Annotated in this window: 17 protein-coding genes; 10 read left to right on the top strand and 7 right to left on the bottom strand. The window is 46.9% G+C overall.

The genetic code is table 11. From position 1 onward, the window contains the following. The first annotated feature begins 41 nt into the window (after nucleotides 1-41). Entirely contained in the window at nucleotides 42-569 is a 528-nt protein-coding gene (gene ppa / locus VOR_RS0105915) for an inorganic diphosphatase (protein WP_010318803.1), read from the top strand. Nucleotides 570-799: 230 nt separating this feature from the next. On the opposite strand, the gene VOR_RS0105910 is transcribed toward ppa, so the two are convergent. From VOR_RS0105910 to tamA, 3 genes are read right to left on the bottom strand one after another with little or no spacing between them, the layout of a single operon-like run. After that, entirely contained in the window at nucleotides 800-1,147 is a 348-nt protein-coding gene (locus tag VOR_RS0105910; RefSeq protein ID WP_010318802.1) for a gamma-glutamylcyclotransferase family protein, read from the bottom strand. Between the two features lie 10 nt (nucleotides 1,148-1,157). After that, a complete protein-coding gene (tamB, locus tag VOR_RS0105905) occupies nucleotides 1,158-4,955 on the bottom strand; it encodes an autotransporter assembly complex protein TamB (RefSeq protein ID WP_010318801.1) in 3,798 nt (1,265 codons plus the stop codon). Next, on the bottom strand, nucleotides 4,952-6,664 hold the full coding sequence (tamA, locus tag VOR_RS0105900; RefSeq protein ID WP_029626940.1) for an autotransporter assembly complex protein TamA: 1,713 nt from the start codon (nucleotides 6,662-6,664) through the stop codon (nucleotides 4,952-4,954). Before tamA ends, tamB begins: the two co-directional genes overlap by 4 nt. A 167-nt stretch (nucleotides 6,665-6,831) precedes the next feature. On the opposite strand from tamA, the gene msrA reads away from it, so the two are divergent. From msrA to VOR_RS0105855, 8 genes are all read left to right on the top strand, one after another. Then, entirely contained in the window at nucleotides 6,832-7,470 is a 639-nt protein-coding gene (gene msrA, locus VOR_RS0105890; protein ID WP_010318799.1) for a peptide-methionine (S)-S-oxide reductase MsrA, read from the top strand. A gap of 113 nt (nucleotides 7,471-7,583) precedes the next feature. Then, nucleotides 7,584-8,135: a YtfJ family protein gene (locus tag VOR_RS0105885; RefSeq protein ID WP_010318798.1), complete on the top strand. Its 552-nt coding sequence runs from the start codon at nucleotides 7,584-7,586 to the stop codon at nucleotides 8,133-8,135. Between the two features lie 140 nt (nucleotides 8,136-8,275). After that, nucleotides 8,276-8,569: a DUF2607 family protein gene (locus tag VOR_RS0105880; RefSeq protein WP_081480707.1), complete on the top strand. Its 294-nt coding sequence runs from the start codon at nucleotides 8,276-8,278 to the stop codon at nucleotides 8,567-8,569. Between the two features lie 81 nt (nucleotides 8,570-8,650). After that, nucleotides 8,651-9,310, top strand: a complete 660-nt coding sequence (zrgA, locus tag VOR_RS0105875; protein ID WP_010318797.1) for a zinc uptake protein ZrgA — start codon at nucleotides 8,651-8,653, stop codon at nucleotides 9,308-9,310. A 69-nt stretch (nucleotides 9,311-9,379) separates the two neighbouring features. Then, nucleotides 9,380-10,096, top strand: coding sequence for an ABC transporter ATP-binding protein (locus VOR_RS0105870; RefSeq protein WP_010318796.1), 717 nt, complete (start codon nucleotides 9,380-9,382; stop codon nucleotides 10,094-10,096). Continuing rightward, complete coding sequence (locus VOR_RS0105865; protein ID WP_010318795.1) at nucleotides 10,093-11,352, top strand: ABC transporter permease; 1,260 nt, start codon at nucleotides 10,093-10,095, stop codon at nucleotides 11,350-11,352. The genes VOR_RS0105870 and VOR_RS0105865 overlap by 4 nt, the downstream gene beginning before the upstream one ends. Before the next feature lie 9 nt (nucleotides 11,353-11,361). Continuing rightward, nucleotides 11,362-11,862, top strand: a complete 501-nt coding sequence (locus VOR_RS0105860) for a DUF3299 domain-containing protein (protein WP_010318794.1) — start codon at nucleotides 11,362-11,364, stop codon at nucleotides 11,860-11,862. 295 nt (nucleotides 11,863-12,157) lie between these two features. Then, nucleotides 12,158-13,057 carry a TIGR03899 family protein gene (locus VOR_RS0105855; protein ID WP_010318793.1) on the top strand — a complete coding sequence of 300 codons (900 nt, stop codon included), beginning with the start codon at nucleotides 12,158-12,160 and terminating at the stop codon, nucleotides 13,055-13,057. A 42-nt stretch (nucleotides 13,058-13,099) separates the two neighbouring features. Here the strand turns inward: VOR_RS0105855 and cysC are convergent, their stop codons facing one another. From cysC to cobA, 4 genes are all read right to left on the bottom strand, one after another. Beyond that, nucleotides 13,100-13,717, bottom strand: a complete 618-nt coding sequence (cysC, locus tag VOR_RS0105850; protein ID WP_029626938.1) for an adenylyl-sulfate kinase — start codon at nucleotides 13,715-13,717, stop codon at nucleotides 13,100-13,102. 78 nt (nucleotides 13,718-13,795) lie between these two features. After that, nucleotides 13,796-15,226 (bottom strand): sulfate adenylyltransferase subunit CysN, encoded by a 1,431-nt coding sequence (gene cysN, locus VOR_RS0105845; RefSeq protein WP_010318791.1) that lies wholly within the window; start codon nucleotides 15,224-15,226, stop codon nucleotides 13,796-13,798. A 17-nt stretch (nucleotides 15,227-15,243) separates the two neighbouring features. Beyond that, nucleotides 15,244-16,152: a sulfate adenylyltransferase subunit CysD gene (gene cysD / locus VOR_RS0105840; RefSeq protein ID WP_010318790.1), complete on the bottom strand. Its 909-nt coding sequence runs from the start codon at nucleotides 16,150-16,152 to the stop codon at nucleotides 15,244-15,246. Between the two features lie 91 nt (nucleotides 16,153-16,243). After that, nucleotides 16,244-17,122 (bottom strand): uroporphyrinogen-III C-methyltransferase, encoded by an 879-nt coding sequence (gene cobA / locus VOR_RS0105835; RefSeq protein WP_010318789.1) that lies wholly within the window; start codon nucleotides 17,120-17,122, stop codon nucleotides 16,244-16,246. Between the two features lie 289 nt (nucleotides 17,123-17,411). On the opposite strand from cobA, the gene cpdB reads away from it, so the two are divergent. Then, nucleotides 17,412-19,373: a 2',3'-cyclic-nucleotide 2'-phosphodiesterase gene (gene cpdB / locus VOR_RS0105830; protein ID WP_010318788.1), complete on the top strand. Its 1,962-nt coding sequence runs from the start codon at nucleotides 17,412-17,414 to the stop codon at nucleotides 19,371-19,373. The last annotated feature ends 97 nt before the right edge of the window (nucleotides 19,374-19,470 follow it).

The following is a 19,470-nucleotide window of genomic DNA, read 5'->3' as shown; positions in this document are numbered from 1 at the left end:
CCAACACAATTTAAGTCCAGCGACGAAAAAGGAAATGCTAAATGAGCTTAAACAACGTTCCGGCAGGAAAATCACTGCCTGATGATATTTACGTGGTGATTGAAATTCCAGCCAACGCCGACCCAATCAAATACGAAGTCGACAAAGAATCTGGCGCGGTATTTGTGGACCGTTTCATGTCTTCACCTATGTTCTACCCATGCAACTACGGTTATGTAAATCACACCTTATCGCTCGATGGCGATCCTGTCGATGTGTTGGTGCCCACCCCTTATCCGCTGATGCCAGGCTCGGTGATTCGCTGCCGCCCAGTTGGCGTATTGAAGATGACCGATGAGTCTGGTGAAGATGCCAAAGTGGTGGCGGTTCCTCACTCCAAGCTCACCAAAGAGTACGACCACATTCAAGACGTAAATGACCTGCCAGCACTACTGAAGGCGCAAATTACACAGTTCTTTGAACGCTATAAAGAGCTTGAAGCGGGCAAATGGGTCAAAGTCGATGGATGGGAAGATGCCGCTGCCGCGCGAGCTGAAATCCTGACTTCATTTGAACGCGCTCAAAAGTAGTCACCATCATTAAACAGTCACGATAGTTATATACCCAAACAACTTGGAGTTGCAGGTAGGCGGCAAGTGAGTCCCCATGCTCATAGGCAAACTATGTGATTGGGGTGAACAAACGTAGCCAACACCGCTGCAGCTTCAAGTAGGAAGGGTATAAGTGTCGTTATAAATAAAAAGCCACATCCTGCTAACGCGCGATATGGCTTTTTTATTTCCATTTTCAACGCCGTTCGTTACACCCGTTGGCACCAGTCTCCAGAATCAATCACAGCAGTAAGACGGCGGTGATCTTGATAGAGATAAATCCACGCACGGCCAAATGGGGTATCAACCGTTTCACGGCGATATTCGATAGGAATATCTTCTAAAATATCGAGTTTTGCTAGTGTTTGCTCATCCACTCGATATACCTCACCGACTATCGATTGCTGACCCTGAGTCAATCCAGGATATGGACCTAGATCGTACAGCGCGTAGTCAGGCTGTGTGCAGAATGAGCCCAACATTTCGCTTGTCTCAAGCAGGTGTGCATTACTTTCACCACGGCGTAATGTACCGTAGACAAAAATCAGATGTTGCATGTAACCGTCCCTAGTTAAATTCAAACTGATACAAAAGATCCACCGCGCTATCAAGGCCGGATACCGCTTCAATGTACAGATCTCTCATTAAGCGATAACGCACGGTAAATTCACCGACCGAACTGAAAATACCAACGCCATATTTCACTTGTAATCCCGGTAAAATATAACCACTCACTGTCACTTGTGAATCATCACCGTCACCAGCCGTATCCAACTGTAGATCTTGTACGCCAAAAGCTTGGCCAATTTCACCCACCACTTTACCGCTTTGTGCCAAGCTCAGACCAATCAGCGCAGTAGTCATCGCATTGCCACCCGCCTCACCATCAATATTCTGACCACGAAGTAGGTAAGAAAGAGCATTGGCTTGTGGCATCGCGGGTTCTGAAAAAATAGAAACCGCAGGTTCATCAGCGGGCCCCGTCACTTTCACCCCAGCAATAACACCATCTTGTGTGTTATTAGGGTTGCGCACGGCTCGAATAGAAACATAAGGTTGATCCACTGGTCCATTCATTAAAATTTTACCTTCTTGGATCAACAAATCTTGTCCAAAAGAGCGATACGAACCATTTTGAATGTTTACTTCTCCAGTAATCATTGGGCCTTTATCCTTTTGCGCCACATTGAGGCGGCCAATCAACCCGCCTTGCAAACCAAAGGCACTGAGCCTGAAATCATCACCAATCGAGATGTTTACATTAGTTTCAACGTTAAATGGCATGACGCTTTGCTCGCTCACAGGCTGCAAAGCAGCGTCCAATATCACTTGATCTTTAGAAACACTGATCGCACTTGATGGCAACTCTTCTACCACAATACGTCCCCAAGGCAGGTTAATATTTCCTGTCACAGTGGCCAGTTGAGGTTCCAGCGTAATGCTCATGTCTGGGATAACTTTAATCTTGACGATAGGCGGCAGATCCACCAATAGCTCATCGGCCAACACGCGCAGGTTGGCACGCCACTGCTCCATTTTCTGCCAGTCGACATCCCCCTTGATACTCAACTCGCCATCCGCTGTTTGAATCGCTGCATTGAGCAAGGCTTGGTAACCATTAAAGTCCATCGCCACTCGGCCCGAGGTAACATCCAGCGGCGAAATATCGCCTTTGACGACAATGTCATCCACCACCACGCTGCCCATCACTTTCGGGTGCAACATCGGCCCACTGAAGGCAAGTTGACTGCGAACCTTCGATTTCGCTTGGCTATAATCCCCAAGCAGCTGCTGTAGAAAATCAATATTAAAAGTGGAAAGCGTTAATGCGCCATCCATCATTTTTTCTTTTGCCATTAGATCCGCAATGGTGATTTGCCCCGACAGATCGCCATTATCGGTCACATCCACTAGCCAACGAGCAAACAGCTTGTTCTGTTCAAGCGTACTGTCAATAGTGACACTATCCCAACCTAAAGTAATGGCTTGATCGATGTGCTGCGTGACTGCACCTTGGCTTAAGCTGAGTAATACTTTCGCTTGAGGCGCGGTATTGGGCGCCCATTGAGCGGTGAGACTGACATCGGCTTGGCCTTTAAGTTGAGTCTCTTGCGGTAAAAACATTGCGATTTGCTGAAAATCAAAATGGTTGAGAGAGAGCTCGGCCGCGCCACTTTGCCCCACAGTCGCGTCTTTATCTAAGCAGAGCGATGCTCCCTCTTGCTGCCAACAATGCGCGGCAATCGTGGCTTGCTGCTTCTCGATATTAACCGCAACAGGTGTCGCTTGGTTTAATAGCCACGGCCCTTGTTCTGTGGACAGTTGTACTCGTTCCAGCGCACCTTGCCACTGCATCGTCGGCTTATCTTCAAAAGATCCACTGATCGCTAAGCTGGTTGAAATCAGATTTGAAATGACGTCTAAGCTCAGTTGATGCTGCGCTTGGGTACCTGAAAAATGCAAGTCAATACGATCAACTAACTGCTGTTGGTAGCTCAACAGCCTTGCCTGCAACTTCACTTCGGCTTGTGGCACAGGCAGTGGCGTCACATCACCGGTTAAGGTCACCTGCTTTAGAGTCGCTTGTTGCTGCCAAGCAAGATCATTTGCATTAAGGCGCAGCTTAATTTGTGGCTGCTGTAAATCGCCACGCAGATAAATATCGCCAATCACTTTGCCGTGCAAATCAGGAACACTTTTCACCAGATCCGCAAAATCAACCGATAAGCCCATACGCCACTCTTTATCCAGCTCACCTTTGGCCGTAATCTGGTTGGGTCCATGGGCTAACGTTAAGCCGCTGGTCGACACAGTAAAAGCGCCTTTCCCTGTCATATCTGATGCGTTTAATTGACCTTCAATATTCAGTGGGTAGCCACGCAACACCCCCTCAATATCCAAAATAGGCAGCGCAACGTTCCAACTGCCCTGCGCGGTCAGCTCGCCCGTGGTTTCGAGCTTACCGCTGATCACGCCTTTGGCTTCCGGCCACTGCAATCCCGGCTGAATCTGTTCTAAATTCAGCGCTGCTTGCCAGTGAATTGGGGCTTGCCAGTTAGCCATCACTTGGCCAGCAATTTGCCCCCCTAAGGTGTCGACCAGCAAAGAATCTAAGTTGATTTGCTGTAAAGTGCCTTTACCAGCAACATCCAGCGTCACATCGGGCAGCTCTTTACCTTGCAGTTGGCCATTGAGCGCCACGCTATATCCGTCGAGTGAGCCTTGAGTTTTTAAACTCGGCACGCGAACAAAATAGTCTCCTTGCCCAATCAATGGCCACTGTGCTTGAACATCATCCAACGAAATATCAAACGGGATCTCAGGTTGCAGTAGCGCCAATTGCGCATTTAAGTTTGCTTGCGCAAGCCCGCCCAGTTTCGCGTTGAGCGTTAAATCACCCAAGCTACCCGAAGCCTCTAGTGCCAGTGTTTGCCCCTGAGCTTCGGCCATTTTGAGCGTGCTTTTTAAAGAGAGATTGAGTGGATAGTCTCCCTTCAGCTGCGCATCAGCTTTTAGGTTGGCAATCAATTGTGGCAGCTCAAGCTCAAATGATTTTAATGAAACGCTGCTCTGATAAGCATTCACAACCAAACCAATGTGGTTGACAACCAAAGGCTCAGCTTGCTCAAGGGTAAAACGATTAATATCAAAACGCGCCACTTCCAATTGCAGCGGAATGATCACCTCTGGCAAGGTAATCGGCGTTTTCACCGTAGGTGCAACAGTCGATGATACGGTTGTGGATTGAGTGGGTTTGGATTGTGCGCTTGAGGCTGAATCTACCTCGTCATTGGTCGCAAGCTTCAGTTGAATATCGCTCCAACTGGTTTTGCCAATCCGTAAGCGGTTACCTTGAAATGAGGCATGGGTAGAAAATTGCTTCCATGCCAGCGTATTGCCAAAAATATCCAGTTGAATATCATTGAGCTCAACACGGCCGACCTTAATTGGTACTGGTGTGGAGATTGACGTAATGGGATCAGAGGCAGACGAAGGCTCACCTTGCGTCGAAGGGGGAAGCTCTGGCAGCGCCAGCATTAAGCCACTGATCGCAAGTTCATTTAAGCAAATTGAAGGCTCCAATAAGCAGCTAGCACTTATGGCTAATGTCACGCGCTGTAGATCGAGTTCGAGCTTTAATGCCTCATCGGAAAAGGTGACTTGGTTGAGCGTGAAACGTGGAAAAATGGCACCTTGAGCGCTGGCAACCTGCAGTTGTGGCAGCGCTTTTTGCGCTCCCCACAACAGGCCGTTAAGCCCTGTGTTGGTAAACAACAAGGCTGCGAGTTCAATAAATACCGCGCCCAACAAGGTGAATAAAATCGCCGATGCCCATTTGGTTATCTTCAACATCACTTTGGTCATAGTTCAGGCCCCAAGGTGAAATGCAGCTGAAATTCATCACCGGGATTGGCGTCAAGCCCCCATGCAAAATCTAAGCGGATCGGTCCAACCGGAGAAGCCCAACGAATCCCAGCTCCCACACCAGTTTTCCAATCCGGCGAATCATTAAAGGCATCGCCATAATCGACAAACAGTGCACCCCACCAATTTCCAACCAAACGATATTGATACTCCAACGAACTGGTGGCGATGTATTGGGCTCCAGTCAGTGCGCCGCTAGCATCTTTAGGTGAGATAGATTGATAACTATAACCTCGTAAATTGTTATCGCCACCTGCAAAGAAACGCAGAGAAGGCGAGAGTTTATCAAACTCTTCACTGAAGTTTGCGCCACTGTCTAAACGCAATAAACCACGATGGTTTTGCCCAGCGCTGCGTATCCAAGCCGTACCAGCCAACAAGCGCACCACGCGCGTTTCAGAAACGAAATTCGGATCGCCATACTCAAGTGTGATGCTCTGTTTATCGCCCCACATCGGCATTGAACCACCGCGAACACGTACACGAGAATAGGTCGCTCCCGGTAATACAAACTGGTCGACATCACTTTGCAAACCTTGTTCGTAGTTTTCTATCAAATAACGAACGAATAGGGTTCGATGCCAGCCACCATCACGCAGCCAGTGGCGCTCAAACGATAAGTTAGATTCCAAACTCTTCGTATCACGGTTGTCGAGATTCTTCATCCCATACTGAATTCGATAATATTCACGCCGCACATCTTCCAGTGGAATTTTATAACCAGCAGTAATAGTCTGCTCAGGGGAGGAAAGGGAGAAACTACTATCAAAGCTGTGGCCGAGGCTGTTAACCCAAGGTTTCTTCCATTTAAATGAACCGCGCACTCCCACATCCGTTGAGTAACCTAAACCAGTTTCAAGTTGGTTTCGAGCTTGCGGTGCAAGGGAAACCTTCATCGGCAGTTCGCGGCCGTTCTCCAGTTGGCTGAGATCGGGTTCGACAAAAACCGAGGAAAACCAATCAGTATTGGATAAGTTTTGGTTATATTCCCCGACCTTGGAAACCAGATAAGGATCATTGTTTTTATAAGGCTGAAGTGAGCGGACTCGCTGCTCTTCAATTTGATTGCCAGTAATAACAGAAGGACCAAAATGGTAACGGATACCACTGTTAAAATGAAGACGAACAAAAGCTTCATTCAACTCTGGCGCGACTTCCAAACGGCTTAATTCAAAATTGCCGTTAAAATAACCTTTTTGCAGCGCTAAGTTACGGATACCCGATTTCAAAGCATCGTACTGGCCATGATTAACCGCCGCGCCCACTTTAAGAGCATTGCGGCTAATAAGATTGGCAAAATCAACATCAGATTCAGCTTCCCCGCTGATCACCACATCCATCTCTTTAATAGTGGTTAACGGCCCGGGATTAATATTAACCACCAGCGCTTGCTCATCGCTCGCCACCACAAACTCAAATTGAGGATGATAGTAACCGAGCGCCGCAAGCGCTTCCGTCATACTTTTCTCTAAACGAGATTGAAAACGAGGATGCGTTGAATAGTCGCTCTCTAGAATAGACGATAAATAGGCTTCAACGTTGTTTTCTAATTCACCCTGTAAACCATTAATGGTTAACGCCACCTTGGCATACGCGGAAGTGGAAACAAGTAGCATCGTGAATAGAACTGGTAATGATTTTCGTCTCATGCTTAATTAAAGGAACAGTTGAGTAAACAGATCGTTAATGGCTGGAAATCATACCGCCAATAGCACGCTTCGTCTGTATGAAATCAGTCAATTATTGGGGCTGAACGTGAAACAGTGGCTCAACAACAATAAATAAAGCCCAAAATAGACACACGAAAGGAAAGTTCATGCTCAATAAACAAACAATGGTCAGCGCACAAACAGCACTGAAAGGACGAGAAACCCCTATGCCAGTGGAGGAAATTCATTACGTTAACCACAGCAAAATCACTGAGCAGCCTAATGAGCATCAGCAACAAATAGTGATTGGTATGGGCTGTTTTTGGGGCGCTGAACGCTTATTTTGGCAACTCGATGGTGTGGTGTCGACTGCAGTAGGCTATGCAGGCGGCTTTACCCCAAACCCAACTTACGAAGAAGTATGCAGTGGTGAAACTGGCCATACTGAAGTGGTACGCGTGATTTTTAATCCACAACGCTTGCCATTAGAAAGGCTATTAAGTCATTTTTGGGAAAAACACGATCCGACCCAAGGCATGCGTCAAGGTAACGATAAAGGCACCCAGTATCGCTCCGCTATCTATACCTATTCAGCACAACAACAGCAAATAGCACAGGCCTCAAAGCAGCGGTACCAACAGGCGTTGTCAGCCAGTCAACGAGCCTTAATTACCACCGAAATTGCACCCGCTGGTCCTTACTACTACGCCGAAAGCTATCATCAACAATACTTAGCTAAAAATCCAAATGGTTATTGTGGGTTAGGAGGAACAGGCATCTGCTTCCCACCCCAGCTCAGCGAATAAGCGTGTAGAATTGAGGCTTTGTTAGCATTTTGTTAACCGGTTAATGGCCTCTTTTCGTGGTTTTATTGATTCTGTGCTATACTTTTGTTGCTCAACTAAAGGGGACCCCTACAATGAAAAGTAAACGAGTGATCGCCATTCTAATGGCCTGCTGTCCAGCGCTTGCCATGGCACACAACATTACCCAAGGTCAGCGAGTTGCTGATGTTTCAGTGGAAAAATATGGTGAAATCATTCTACAAGATGATAAAACGGCCTTTCAAACTTGGGATACCAGCCAACTGCTAGGCAAAGTACGCGTCATTCAAGCTATTGCTGGTCGCAGCAGTGCTAAAGCGTTAAATGCACCATTGATGGGTGCCATTACGGCCGCACAATTTCCCGCAGAAAGTTATCAAACCACCTCGATCATCAACCAAGATGATGCGATTTGGGGCACAGGATCGTTTGTCAAATCTTCCGCTCAAGACAGCAAGAAAGAGTTTCCGTGGTCTTCCATGGTGCTAGATGAAGCGGGAAATATAGCCAAAGCGTGGGATTTAAAAGAGGAATCATCGGCGATCATCGTTCAAGACAAGCAAGGCAAGGTACTGTTTGTTAAGGAAGGTGCATTGAGTGATGAGGAAATTCAAACGGTTTTAGGCTTGATTAAGCAGAATTTATAATAACCTTAGGTGGCCGATAACACGGCTGCCTTTGCTAAACATATCGGGGTGAAAGGTGCTTTTATAAAAATAAGAGTACGCTTTATTCTCACAATATTGTTATATTATAACAATTATCATTTTACTACTGTATTGGTTTGATGTTTACCCGTCTACGTTGCCCCCATTACCGAGCTCAAAACATTGCATTATGTGCCATGCTGCTGATGCTATGGCTGAATGTCGCTTATGTAGATCATCACCTCGATACTAATCCTGCGCATCACGCGCAGCATCATTGCCAACTTTTTTCTGGGCTACAAAATGCATTAAGCTGCGCACTGCCTATCCTTCCTGCCGTTAGTGGCAGCGAAATTCGATCATCTGTAGAGAAAACTCAGCGTCGCCCCTCAGTTCATTACGCTTATCTTGCTCGCTCGCCTCCTCACTTTTAGACGTCTTATCTAGTTATTTATGGTTTGTTACCCAAAGCCAACGCGCTAAGGGCTATTTTGATGTTTAAAAGGAATCACCCAATGTTTATCCAACGTAAACTCGCTCTCTCTATCGGCCTAATTTTAAGCACGCCAGCACTGGCAAATGAAGAGTTTCGCCAGCATGAAGCCCATGTACATGGCCACGTCGAGTTCAATATTGCTCAAGATGGGCAAGATTTACTGATTGAAATCACCGCCCCTGGCGCTGATGTAGTCGGCTTTGAACATGCACCACAAAATGATGAACAACAACAGCGCTTAAATAAAGTCCTTGAGCAGTTCAGCCACGCCGATGGCATTTTCCAGCTGCCCGCTCCAGCCAAATGTCATTTAGAAGAAAGTCGTATCGCGCATACGTTAAATGGTGAGCACCACGACCACGACCACGACCACGACCACGACCACGACCACGACCACGACCATCATGAAAAACATGATGATAAACATCAAGATAAAGATGCTCAACACGCACACCATGACCATAAAAAAGATGTGCATGATGAAGGCGAGCACAGTGGTCACGGTGAATTCACGGTTCAGTACCAATATCACTGCGATAACATGCCACAATTGCATTACCTCGACACGCAATGGTTTAACTTGTTCCCAAATACCCAAACAATCTCTGCCAATGTACTGACAGACAAAGCACAATCTGCCTTAGAGTTAAAAACAAACAGCACTCGCATTACGTTTTAAGACGTATAAGCAACAACCTAGAGTAAGCACACACTTACTCTAGGTTTATTGTCGTTAAAGGAATTTACAATGAGTGATTTGCATATTCTATCGCTGACGTCTGTCATTGAATTGAAAGAGGTCGAATTTCGTTGGCCGAACAGCTCACAACCAGCCTTATCTATCCAGGATCTTTGTGTAAAACGTGGAGAGCACCTTTTTATTAAAGGGCCAAGTGGTTGTGGCAAATCGACCTTACTGAGCTTACTGACCGGGATCAACCAAGCACAACGAGGGGAGGTCTCTATTTTAGGCACCAACCTGTCGACGCTAACTTCTCGTCAGCGGGATCGTTTTCGAGCCGATCACATTGGCTACATTTTTCAACAATTTAATTTATTGCCTTATCTCTCAGTGATTGAAAACGTTACGCTACCTTGCCACTTTTCCAGCACTCGCCAGCAGAATGTGGCAGGCGCTCTGATTGAGAAAGCACAGCAGCTACTCACTCGATTACATCTTGCACCAGAACTATTGGCCAAACCGGTTATCGAACTGAGTATTGGCCAGCAGCAGCGTGTCGCGGCGGCGAGAGCACTGATTGGCGAACCCAAGCTGATCATCGCCGATGAGCCAACCTCGGCGCTGGATCACGATAACCGACTCGCGTTTATCGAACTGCTATTGGAAGAGGCGAATCGGGCAGGTTCAACACTGGTGTTTGTGAGCCACGATCCCACCTTAGAAGCTTTATTTGACCGCGCAGTTTACCTCCCTCAATTGAATAAGGCAGGAGTCGCAGCATGAATGTGATTACCAATCTGGCGTGGAAAAGCGTACTTAACCGCAAAACCACGGCACTACTCTCCATTCTGACGGTCGCCATTTCAGTCATCCTGTTAATGGGTGTTGAACGCATTCGAACTCAAGCCAAAGAGAGCTTTGCCAACACCATTTCAGGGACCGATCTAATCGTCGGTGGCCGCTCTGGACAAGTCAACTTGCTGCTCTATTCGGTATTTAGAATTGGCAATGCCACCAACAATATCGACTGGAAAAGCTACCAAGCCTTCAGTGAGCATCGCAGCGTCAAGTGGGCGATCCCCATTTCCTTGGGTGACTCACACCAAGGGTTTCGCGTCATGGGCACCAATCACCATTATTTTGAGCATTTCAAATATGGAAGTAAGCAACCACTTACCTTCTCTCAAGGCACTGATTTTCATGGTTTATTTGAAACGGTATTGGGTTCTGATGTCGCCAAAACCTTAGGTTACCATATTGGCAGTGACATCATTATTGCGCATGGCATCAGCGATGTAGGTTTTAGCCGCCACGACAACCTCCCTTTCAAAGTAGTGGGCATTTTAGCGCCAACGGGAACGCCCGTAGACAAAACGGTGCATGTCTCATTAGAAGCAATTGAAGCCATTCACGTGGGTTGGGAATCGGGTGCGCATTTAGGCAATTCGCCATCCAAAGAGCAGCTTGAACAACACAACTTTCAACCCAAGCAGATCACCGCCATGTTGATCGGTTTAAAATCGAAAATTCAAACCTTTGCACTGCAACGTGAAATCAATAACTATCGCCAAGAACCCTTGAGCGCCATTATGCCCGGCGTCGCTCTGCAAGAACTGTGGGGTATGATGTCGATAGCAGAACAAGCTTTAATGGCGGTGTCGGTCTTTGTGGTAGCAGCCGGGTTACTTGGCATGCTCAGCAGTTTACTGACAAGCTTGCAGGAAAGACGCCGTGAAATGGCGATTCTGCGCGCCATGGGCGCACAACCTAAACATATTTTTGCTCTGCTTATCAGCGAAGCGACGACGCTGACCTTCATTGGCATCTGCGTTGGATTAGCGGGGTTATATTCACTGCTCGCACTGGCGCAACCTTTTATTGCGCAGCATTATGGCATTCAAATCACACTCAGCACCTTAAGCGGCTATGAGTGGCAATTATTAGCTTATGTACAGCTGGCTGGCATTATTATTGGTGTTATCCCTGCTCTACGCGCCTATAGACAATCACTTAGCGATGGAATGACCATTCGAATTTAGGACTTAACGATGAAAAAACTACTGCTTATCAGCGCGCTGCTGCTATCAGGCTTGTTACCGATGTACGCACAGAGTAATGAACAAGTACTGACGCTCGATTGGATCGATCTGATCCCGGAGAACGAACGTAACCAATTCAACGCCGATGGCATGCCAGCATTGAGCCATGACGGTGACATGACGGCTGCACAATCAAAAATCGGCGGGGTTAGAAAAGAGCTCAATGGCAGCGTGGTCAAAATACCCGGCTTTGTGATCCCACTGGAAGGTGACGCCAATAACGTTACTGAGTTTCTACTGGTGCCCTACTTTGGCGCATGCATTCACGTGCCACCACCGCCACCAAACCAAATTATTTATGTGAAATATCCGCAAAGTGCTCCAATCCAGCAGCTCTGGGATGTAATTTATCTGATTGGGACACTGAAAACCGAAAGTGTTAGCCACGATCTGGCCGAAACAGGGTATGTAATCGAAGGCACTGCAATCGAAGAATACGACGACATGTAGTTAACAAAATAGCAACCTATTGATTCATCTAAACTAAACGATATATTTAGATAAATACGCTAGCAAAGCGACATATATCAACAATAGTAAAGTGATCGATAGGTGCTTTTTCCGTCTATTTTCTTTCCAACACTTCATAAGCACCCCACAAACTCTGATAACAACCTTAACAATTTATTATCATAAGGGATAGCGCAAATTTATGATCTAGAACGAATGTTTTTCCTAGATGGAAAATGCGTTACACGTTACATTTTAATCCATGAATGAAATGGGTGATTGAAGCGGACATAAAATGGCAGATACCAACAACCCTGTAGTGATTGAACATCAAGCCAACTCAGGTCAAAGCCACGAAAAAAAATCGAGCTATATCAAAGACAGTGGTAGTCGCATTTTGAATATTGCTCAATATCACGGCTTAGATGCGCTGCTACAAACGGATCCGCCAGAAAAAACCTCGCTTGATCGCGCCTTATTTAGAGAACAGCAACGTAAAGAGCAGCGACAAAAAAACCTAGAGCAGATCGTCAAACTGGCGCATGTTTCTTGTAAAAATGAGACCGCCGGAGAGCCAGATCAAGATTGGTTACACCGCTTTTTCGATATGGCGCAAGACATCCACAACTCTTCGATGCAGCGACTTTGGGCGCAAGTGCTCAAACGCGAGGTGACTAACCCCGGTTCAACCTCAATGAAAGCACTGCAAGTATTACAAGACATGACACCAAAAGAGGCGCAGATACTCCAAAAAGCCTCAGCGTTAGCCTGCTGTTTTGGCAGCGATAACAGCCGCAAGCTGTTGGTCGGCATTCGTGCTACTAACGGTATTTTTAGTTTAGGAAAACGCATCAGCACATTTGTCATCAATATGGGTAGCTTCCAACTGCCCTATTCGAGCCTATTAGTACTGATCGAGCTTGGCTTACTGCATGCCACTGAACTGGAATCTGGAGAAATTGAACTTGAACCGGCACTGCTGTTGACCTATCAAGGCAAGAATCTGTCACTGCAATCGATGAGTAAAGGAGTCAGGCTGCTCTATTACCGTTTCAGTCCCACTGGCAATGAGCTGTGTAAGCTACTGGGTAATAAACCGAATATGCAATACTACGATCAGATGTTGGCGGTGCTTAGCCAGAAATTCACTGTCCACACCGACGTTGCCAGCAGCTCTTTTCATCACGCCGTCTAGCCTCAAAAATAAAGGGCTCAAGCTGATGAGCCCTCTTCTACATTAGGCGATAATCGCTCGTACTTGCAGCGCTGTTAGGAAAATTTCCACCAGCTCATCAATGCTTTTTTCGCCAGCCGCAAGATCGATCTCAGGGTTTTGCGGAGACTCATACTCAGAGTCAATGCCCGTAAAATTACTGATTTCACCAGCGCGCGCTTTTTTATATAACCCCTTCGGATCGCGCTGCTCGCACACGTCCAACTTGGTATTGACAAACACTTCGATGAACTCACCTTGTGGCAGCATATCGCGCACTAATTGACGCTCAGCGCGATGCGGTGAAATGAATGCTGATAACACGATTAACCCAGCATCGGCCATCAGCTTCGCGAGTTCACCAATACGGCGAATATTTTCTCGCCGATCTTGCTCTGAGAACCCAAGGTCGTTGCACAAGCCGTGGCGTACATTATCCCCATCGAGTAAATAGGTGTGATACCCGAGTTGAGCTAAACGCTGTTCCAACGCACCAGCAATGGTTGATTTTCCCGCCCCTGACAGCCCCGTAAACCACAATACTGCTGGCTGTTGTTGTTTTAAATTGGCGCGGAACGACTTATCCACCGTATGCTGATGCCAGACAACATTTTCATCTTTATTGGCCAAATTCGTACTCATTACTCAATCCTTTGTTGCCTCAAACTAGCCAATAGAGGGACGCGGTAAGCGGCAATCCCTCCCACCGAATCACCACAGTTAAGCCTTGAATAACTGACGAAGATCTTTGGCTTCCCAGTGTGGAAAGTGCTTGCGGATCAAGGCATTCAATTCAACTTCAAACGCAGAATGGGCGCTTTGAGCATGAGCGATGTTTTGCAAACTATCTCGAACCAAACCCGCCCCCACCGTCACATTCGTCAGGCGATCGATGATGATAAAACCGCCAGTATTGGCACTGTCTAAGTATTTATCCAGCGCGATCGACTCTGTTAGCGACCATTCACACAAGCCAATGCCATTGAGCGGCAACTCTTCACTGTGATAAGTCGATAAATTATTAATATCGTACTGGTGACGCACCGCTTGCAACTGGCCGACGGTTTTCTTACCTGCAATTTTGATGTTGTATTCACGCCCGGCTTTGAGCGGTTGTTCTGTCATCCAAACCACATCGGCTAATAGATGGTTGGTTGATTCAACCTGTGCTCCTTGCAACACAATAAGATCACCGCGGCTGATATCAATTTCATCGCTAAGCGTTAACGTCACCGCTTGGCCTGCTTGCGCTTGCGGCAAATCTCCATCGAAAGTAACAATACGTGCCACGGTGGATGTTTTTCCGGACGGAAGTGCGGTGATTGCATCTCCAACGCTGATGCTGCCCGCTGCAATCGTGCCAGCAAAACCGCGAAAATCGAGATTCGGTCGGTTCACATACTGCACTGGAAAACGAAACTCACCGGCTCCTTTTTGCTGATCAACGTCCACCGTTTCAAGCAGCTCCAGCAGTGATGGGCCTTGATACCAAGGCATGTGCTGGCTTGCTTCAACCACGTTGTCCCCTTCCAGAGCAGAAAGCGGGATGATCTGAATATCAGTATCACCTTGCAGATGCTTTGAAAATTCCACGTAGTCTTGACGGATCTGCTCAAAACGATCTTGTGAGTAATCGACCAGATCCATCTTATTCACCGCCACCACAAAATGCTTCAAACCTAACAGATTGGCAATGAATGAGTGGCGACGCGTTTGATCCAAAATGCCTTTACGGGCATCGATCAAAATCACCGCGAGATCGCAAGTGGATGCGCCCGTCGCCATATTGCGCGTGTACTGCTCATGCCCCGGAGTATCGGCAATGATGAATTTGCGCTTTTGAGTAGAGAAATAGCGATACGCCACGTCAATGGTGATCCCTTGCTCACGTTCCGCTTGCAGGCCATCAACTAACAGAGCTAAATCGGGGCGCTCGCCCGTCGTGCCAACACGCTGACTATCGGAATGGACGGCGGCCAGTTGATCTTCATAAATCTGTTTTGTGTCATGAAGCAAACGACCAATCAAGGTACTTTTTCCATCATCAACCGAGCCACAAGTCAGAAATCTCAGTAACGATTTGTGCTGGTGTTGCGTGAGATAAGCTTCAATACCGATCTCAGAAAGCTGAGCCTGAACTGCACTATTCATAATCTTTCCTTAGAGGCTTAGAAATAACCTTGGCGTTTTTTCAATTCCATCGATCCTGATTGATCGTGGTCGATCGCGCGGCCTTGTCGTTCACTGGAAGTGGCCACCAGCATCTCTTCAATAATGCCCGTTAGCGTATTGGCCTCTGATTCAATTGCGCCAGTGAGTGGATAACAACCTAACGTGCGAAAACGCACACTCTTGTGCTGAACTTCTTCTCCAGGTTGCAGCTTCATCCGCTCATCATCAACCATGATCAGCATCCCATCGCGTTCGACAACTGGGCGAATGTCCGATAAATACAGCGGTACGATCTCGATGTTTTCCAAATAGATGTATTGCCAAATATCCAATTCAGTCCAGTTCGACAACGGGAAAACACGGATGCTCTCACCTTTATTGATTTGGCCGTTGTAGGTTTTCCATAGCTCCGGACGCTGGTTCTTCGGATCCCACGTGTGGTTCTTGTCACGAAAAGAATAAACACGTTCTTTCGCGCGTGATTTCTCTTCATCACGACGCGCACCACCAAAAGCAGCATCAAAACCGTACTTATTCAACGCTTGCTTTAACCCTTGAGTTTTCATGATATCAGTGTGTTTTGAAGATCCATGAACAAATGGACTACAACCCATTGCCAAACCTTCTGGGTTTTTGTGCACCAGCAGTTCAAAGCCATACTTTTGTGCTGCGCGATCACGAAATTCAATCATCTCGCGAAACTTCCAGTCAGTATCGACATGCAGCAAAGGAAACGGAATTTTCCCCGGATAAAAAGCCTTGCGCGCTAAATGCAGCATCACCGAAGAGTCTTTACCAATCGAATACATCATTACTGGGTTATCAAATTCAGCCGCCACTTCACGTAAAATATGAATACTTTCGGCTTCGAGCTGTTGTAAATGGGTTAAGCGTTGTTGATCCATCTTCATGCTTCCTTTTCGCTCGCATTGCGAGCCTTGTGCAATGAGAAATTGGTTTGAGTATTGAGTTGGAACTAACTGACTAGGCTTGCAATTAGGCATAATTTACTTGGTTTTGCTGCGCGGGTTGTTCACCAAACCAATGCAGTTTTTCCGACAGCGCCACCACTTCGACCACCACAATCAAGGCCGGAGCCTGCGCCCGCGCCGCCAGTTGTGATAAGTCACAGAGCTGCCCTTTGAAGACTTTTTGCGAACGCTGAGTACCGCGTTCAATAATCGCGATTGGTGTGTTGGCTTGGCGTCCATGTTCAATCAACTGCTGCTGGATATAACTCGACTTCATCAAGCCCATGTAAATGACTAAGGTTTGATTACCACGCGCCAGTGTTGACCAATCCATGTCATCGTTTTCCGCTTTAAGGTGGCCGGTGACAAACAGAGCGGATTGCGCATAATCACGATGAGTCAGTGGAATGCCCGCATAGGCCGTTGCGCCTGCCGCCGCTGTAATACCGGGGATCACCTGGAATTTCACCCCCGCATCAAACAGCACTTCCAACTCTTCACCACCGCGGCCAAACATAAACGGATCGCCGCCTTTAATGCGCACGACTTTGTAACCTTGCTGCGCAAAATCGATCAGCAATTGATTGGTTTTTTCTTGAGGAACACTGTGATGTCCAGCGCGCTTACCCACGCAGACTAAGATGGTATCGCTCGGCACCAGCGCCATAATTTCATCAGACACTAGGTAGTCGTACAACACCACGTCAGCTTGTTGTAGAAAGCTCAACGCTTTGAGCGTCAGCAGTTCTGGGTCTCCCGGCCCTGCACCAATCAAAGCCACTTCACCGCAGGTCAATTGGCTTTTGACGTACGATGGAGCGCTACTTGCCAAAGCATCATTGTTGACCGCAACTAAGCGCGGCCCTTTGATTGGCAACTGAGAAATGGTTTCCGTCGTACTCATTGTTGTTATCCATAACTTAATTCATGGATGTATTATGGCGGGCTCTTCATATTACCTGAAATTCTAAAATTTCATTTTTTATATCAAAAGCTGATAAGGGAATGGATAATTCCGAATAAGAAGTGACTATCTCTCTGATTAAAAGCCAATCAATGATGAGATCTTGTCGACAGAATGCCGGTGAGTTAACGCGTAACATCACAAATTGATATTCATTGAAATCATCGTTTCATAAGATTTTGTTACATTAGACGAGTTATTTGTTCCCTACCCCTAACTGGAGTACACAATGAAAGTGGCAGTGAAACCTCTCTCCATCGCGATTTTGAGCGGTATGTTAGCAATGGCTGGCCCAGCAATGGCGGACACCATTAAACTGCGTATCGTCGAAACGACCGATATTCACACCAATGTGATGGATTACGATTACTACAAAGACAAACCATCGAACCAGATTGGTTTATCCCGTGCGGCGACGTTAGTGAAGCAAGCGAGCAGCGAAGTCGAAAACAGCATTTTGGTCGATAACGGTGATTTGATCCAAGGGAGCCCGATGGGCGACTATATGGCCGCCAAAGGCATCAAGGTTGGTGAGGTTCACCCAGTTTACAAAGCGATGAATCAGCTCGGCTACGATGTGGGTAACATTGGTAACCATGAATTTAACTACGGCTTGTCCTTTTTAAAAGAGAGTATTAACGACGCCGCATTCCCGTATGTTAATGCCAACGTCTATGACCAGCAAACGGGCAAACACCTCTTCAATCCCTATCTCATTAAAACGCACACGTTCAAAGATACCGACGGCAAAGAGCACCACATTAAAGTGGGTTACATTGGTTTTGTCCCACCACAAATCATGGTGTGGGATAAGAAAAACTTGGATGGCAAAGTGTTTGCCAAAGACATCAAGCAAACAGCCGAGGAGCTGATCCCACAAATGAAAAAAGAGGGTGCCGATGTGATCGTGGCGATCCCGCACTCTGGTGTCTCTGCTGACCCGTATTCCGTTGGTGCAGAGAACTCGGTTTACTACCTCACTCAAGTAGAAGGCATTGACGCGATTGCTTTTGGTCACTCTCACGCGGTATTCCCTAGCCAATATTTTGCCAAACTGCCGGGAGCAGATGTGACTAAAGGCACCATTAATGGCGTGACCGCTGTCATGCCGGGGCGCTGGGGTAGCCATGTCGGTGTGATGGATCTGACTTTGCAAAGCAAAGATGGCCAATGGTCGGTAGTGGATGGTCAATCCCAAGCTCGCCCAATCTTCGATAAAGCCAATAAGAAATCACTGGCAGCAGCCGATACAGGCATTGTGAAAGCCTTAGAGTCGGACCACAAAGGTACGCGAGATTTCGTGAATCAACCGATTGGCCAAGCGAATGATGTGATGTACAGCTTTTTATCCTTGGTACAAGATGACCCAACCGTGCAAATCGTTAACCTTGCACAAAAAGATTATGTGGAACGCTTTATTCAAGGCGACCCTGATCTTGATGGTTTGCCGGTGTTATCGGCCGCAGCCCCTTTCAAAGTTGGTGGCCGTAAAGATGATCCTGCCGGTTTCACCGAAGTCGAAGCTGGCCAACTGACCTTTCGTAACGCAGCGGATCTCTATCTTTACCCTAATACCTTAGTCGCGCTGAAAATGACGGGTAAAGAAGTGAAGGAGTGGTTGGAATGCAGCGCGGGGCAGTTTAATCAGATTGATCCGCACAGCACTCAACCACAACCCTTGATCAATTGGGCTGATTTCCGCACGTATAACTTTGATGTGATGGATGGGGTGAATTACCAAATCGATGTTACTCAACCCGCCAAATACGATGGTGATTGTAAAGTGGCGAATAAAGATGCTGAGCGCATTGTAGGCTTAACTTATCAAGGTAAACCTATCGATGTAAAACAGACCTTTATTGTCGCCACCAATAACTACCGCGCTTATAGCAATAAATTTGCAGGCACAGGCGCACAATTTGTTGCCTTTGACTCACCCGACGAAAACCGCACGGCCGTTGCCAACTACATTTCGCGCGTGAGTAAAGAAAAAGGTCAAGTTACGCCAAGTGCTGATAACAACTGGTCGTTTGCTCCGATTAAAACTAATACCGCGTTAGATATTCGTTTTGAAACCTCTCCAAGCGAGAAAGCAGCACAGTTCATCAAAGAGAAAGGCCAATACCCAATGACCTGGGTGGAAAACGATAGCATTGGTTTCGCAGTCTATACCATCGACCTGACTCAATAGGTCCAACCGTCAAATGAGCCTACTCAAGTAGGCTCATTTTTGGCCGTGGTCTTTACCATATAGCCAAGGTAAAATAGGACCAGTTTCTTTTTACTGG

The organism is Vibrio ordalii ATCC 33509, from assembly GCA_000257205.1.
In the GTDB taxonomy this organism is placed as follows: domain Bacteria; phylum Pseudomonadota; class Gammaproteobacteria; order Enterobacterales; family Vibrionaceae; genus Vibrio; species Vibrio ordalii.
The sequence above is the reverse complement of the archived record's forward strand: the minus strand, read 5'-3'. Positions and strand labels throughout refer to the sequence as shown.